We start from the raw sequence: 3,146 nt of genomic DNA, 5'->3' as shown, positions 1-3,146 counted from the left end.
CCATCGGTCACTGGGAAGGCGACACGGTGCTTTATGGGCACAAGCAAGCGGGGATAGTGACGTTGGTAGAGCGACGAAGTGGCTACTTGTTGGCGGCACGTCTGCCAAAGGTAACGGCAGAACTAACGCAGAGAGCCATGGTCCGTTTACTTAAGCCTCGTCGGGGCGCGGTGAAGACGATCACGCTAGACAATGGCTCGGAGTTTGCAGACCACGAGACGGTCGCAAAAGCGGTTAGCGCCTCCGTGTATTTCTGTGATCCTTACTGTTCAGGCCAGCGTGGGACAAACGAGAACACCAACGGCCTGATCAGGCAGTATTTTCCGAAAGGTACAGACTTCCGGAAGGTGACTAATGCAGAGCTGCGACGCGTTGTTCACAAGCTGAACGATAGACCCAGAAAGCGGCTGGGATATCGAACCCCAGCCCAGGTGTTTTTAGGAGAATATTCAGGAGCACTAGAAACCGCAGGTGCTGCACTTATTAGTTGAATTCAGGATGCCAAGCCTCGCGTGATTGACCACTCGCTTGGTAAATAGCTCTGAACGTTTGGTCTGCCAGTTTTTCTTCACTGCAATCACTGATTGGTGACGCAGCCACGACGCCAAGGACGAGATCCTGGCCCGTGAGCTGGCCTCCCTGGCCCGTGAGCTGGCCTCTGGCAACATCCAGCAGCCGGCGCTGTTTTCCTGGGGGACAGCAAGTATGACCATCAAGCCGCGAGCGCCGCCGGGCTGGGCTTTGTGTTTCTAAGTGGCTGGACTGAGGTTGAGCGCTGGGAAGCGTGGGTGAAACAAAAGAAAATCAAGAGTGTGGCGTCGATTTCCGATCTGGCCTGATGCCTGCTACTTTTTATCGTTACTGGACAGCTTGAGTGGTTATGAACTTAAAGAAAATGGGGGCTGCAGAGCTAGAGCGCTGCGTCCAGAAGAAACTGCAGCAGCTCTCGAATCATTCGGGCAACAAAGCGCTGGGTGAGAAGATAGTCACTAAGCAGCAGCTTGAGCTGTCTCCCTTCAAGGCCGTCCCGTTTTCTGAGTGGGGTGACTGGGAGCAGGACCCACTCAACAACCGCAGCTGGCAGTGGCGGCTGAACTGGCTGTCGTTTCTTTCCTACCTGATGGCCTACCATCGCGCCTCTGGCGATGAGGCGGTTCTGGACTCGGCCCGCGAGGGGATTCAGTCGTGGCTGGATGCCTACCTGGAAACCGATACCAGCTATCCGTTTGAGTTTATCTGGCACGATCACGCCACTGCGCTGCGTGCGGAGCAGCTGGTGCTGCTTGCCTACTACTGCCGTGAGCACGCCCCCGATTGGGTGAGCAAGCATGCTGGGTTCCTGACCTATTTGGAGCAGGCGTTGGTGGTGCATGGCCAGTGGCTGGCCAAGGACAGCTTCTACTCCGAGCACACTAACCATGGGCTTGAACAGGCTCGGGTGCTGCTGCTGCTTGGCACTGTGTTTGAGGGTGAGCAGGCCAGGGAGTGGCAGCAGACCGCCATTCAGCGCATCAGCAGCGAGCTGTCGTTTGCCTTTACCGATGAGGGTGTCCACGTCGAGAACAGCCCTGCCTACCATATCTTCGTTTTCAAGGTATTCCTGGGCATCATCAAGGACTACCCGGAGGAGGTGCTGGGGGATCTGGCCGAGCAGTTCAACCAGTTTTCGGCCAAGGCGCTTGCCTTCATCACCCATATCCTGCGCCCGGACGGCAAGCTGCCGCCCATTGGCGATACCGAGCAGCTGCCCACCTCGGATGCCTACCGGGACATGTTCGGCCACCGCCTGGAGTACCAGCACTTCCTCTATGCCCTGACCCAGGGCAAGCAGGGTATTAGGCCCCCGGTGCTCAACCGCGTTTATCCCAAGTCCGGCTACGCGATTTTCCGCGACCAGTGGCCCGCCAAGGAGCACTACGAGAAGGCCTTTCATCTGATCGCCAAGGTGGGCTGCTCCAGCCGCTACCACCACCAGCAGGATGAGGGGCATATCAGCCTTTATGCCGGCGGTGAGGACTGGCTGATTGATTCGGGTCTTTACAACTACATCAACCAGGACCCGGTGCGGAAGTACATGCGGGGCCGTCCCGGCCACAACGTGCCGATCATCTCCCATGCCAGCTATGCCAAGGAGTTCGAACACCGGCTAAGCGCCTGGCAGGTGACCGATCACTCGGAAGCCGCGCCCGCCCCACAGCTCACCATGAGGCTGGACGTGCTACCTCCGGTGGTTCACGAGCGTAAGGTAGCCTTCGATGCCGCGGCCAAGGTGCTGAAGGTAGAGGATACGGTCTCGTCCGATGATGACCAGCAGCGCAACGTCACCCTGCAATGGCACTTCCCTAAGGACAAGACGCTGACCATCGAGGGCAACCAGGTAGTGGTTACCAGCCCCACCGGTAACCGGCTCACTATCGAGTTCGAGGGCGAGATACCGGATAACCTCTCGGTGGCCAAGGGGCGCAAGGAGGATAGGGTCTTCAGCTGTATCTCCTACAAGGCCAACCAGGTGGAGCCCAGCCAGGTGCTGCGGGTGATGTTCAAGGAGCGCCGTGGGCTTAACGTCACCACACGTTTCCGCTTCGCGATGGCGGAAGACAGGGTGGCACCAGCACCCGAGCAGTCCGATATCCCCGAGCATTCTTTGACGACGCTGCTGGAGGCCGGCCGGGAAGCCGGCCGGGAAGCCGGCCCCGTCACTCAGTCGGTCATGATCGGAAGCGCATCGGCCTACCTGGCGCTTGCCAAGTCGCATCGGGAGCAGGAGCTTGGCCATGTCAGCCTGTTGGTCAATGATTCGGCAGCCTGCGAATATGCCCAGGCGCAGCTGAGGGAGCACTACCTGACTACCTGGCTGAGCTGCCGCCCCTTGGCGTCGGCACCGCCGGTCAGCGCCGACAGGGCCGCGTTGAAAGGCCTGGAAGGCATCGGCCGTCTGGTGATCACGCCCACCGGGTTCACGGAAAAACGCCTGACCACGGTACTGCTGACCATGCTGCTGCCGCTGCTTAAACGCATGACCAAAATGGGTGAAGTCTGGATCAGCGCTGATCTGCCGGATTCACTGCAAGCCCTTTGCACTACCTGGGCAGAACAGCGTGGCCTGGCGGTCAGCGTTGTCACCAGGGAAAATGCATGAAAACCCG

Annotated in this window: 2 protein-coding genes; both read left to right on the top strand. The window is 59.0% G+C overall.

From position 1 onward, the window contains the following. A partial coding sequence (locus INT22_RS04945) for an IS30 family transposase (RefSeq protein WP_193067800.1) occupies nucleotides 1-491 on the top strand: 491 nt, incomplete at its 5' end. A 389-nt stretch (nucleotides 492-880) separates the two neighbouring features. Beyond that, a complete protein-coding gene (locus tag INT22_RS04940; protein ID WP_193067799.1) occupies nucleotides 881-3,139 on the top strand; it encodes a heparinase II/III domain-containing protein in 2,259 nt (752 codons plus the stop codon). Nucleotides 3,140-3,146 lie beyond the last annotated feature (7 nt).

It is taken from the genome of Halomonas sp. 3D7M (genome assembly GCF_014897885.1).
In the GTDB taxonomy this organism is placed as follows: domain Bacteria; phylum Pseudomonadota; class Gammaproteobacteria; order Pseudomonadales; family Halomonadaceae; genus Vreelandella.
The sequence above is the reverse complement of the archived record's forward strand: the minus strand, read 5'-3'. Positions and strand labels throughout refer to the sequence as shown.

Bases quoted from the DNA above. Each gene is read 5' to 3' on its own strand.
- INT22_RS04940 (WP_193067799.1), top strand. From the start codon at position 881: ATGAACTTAAAGAAAATGGGGGCTGCAGAGCTAGAGCGCTGCGTCCAG.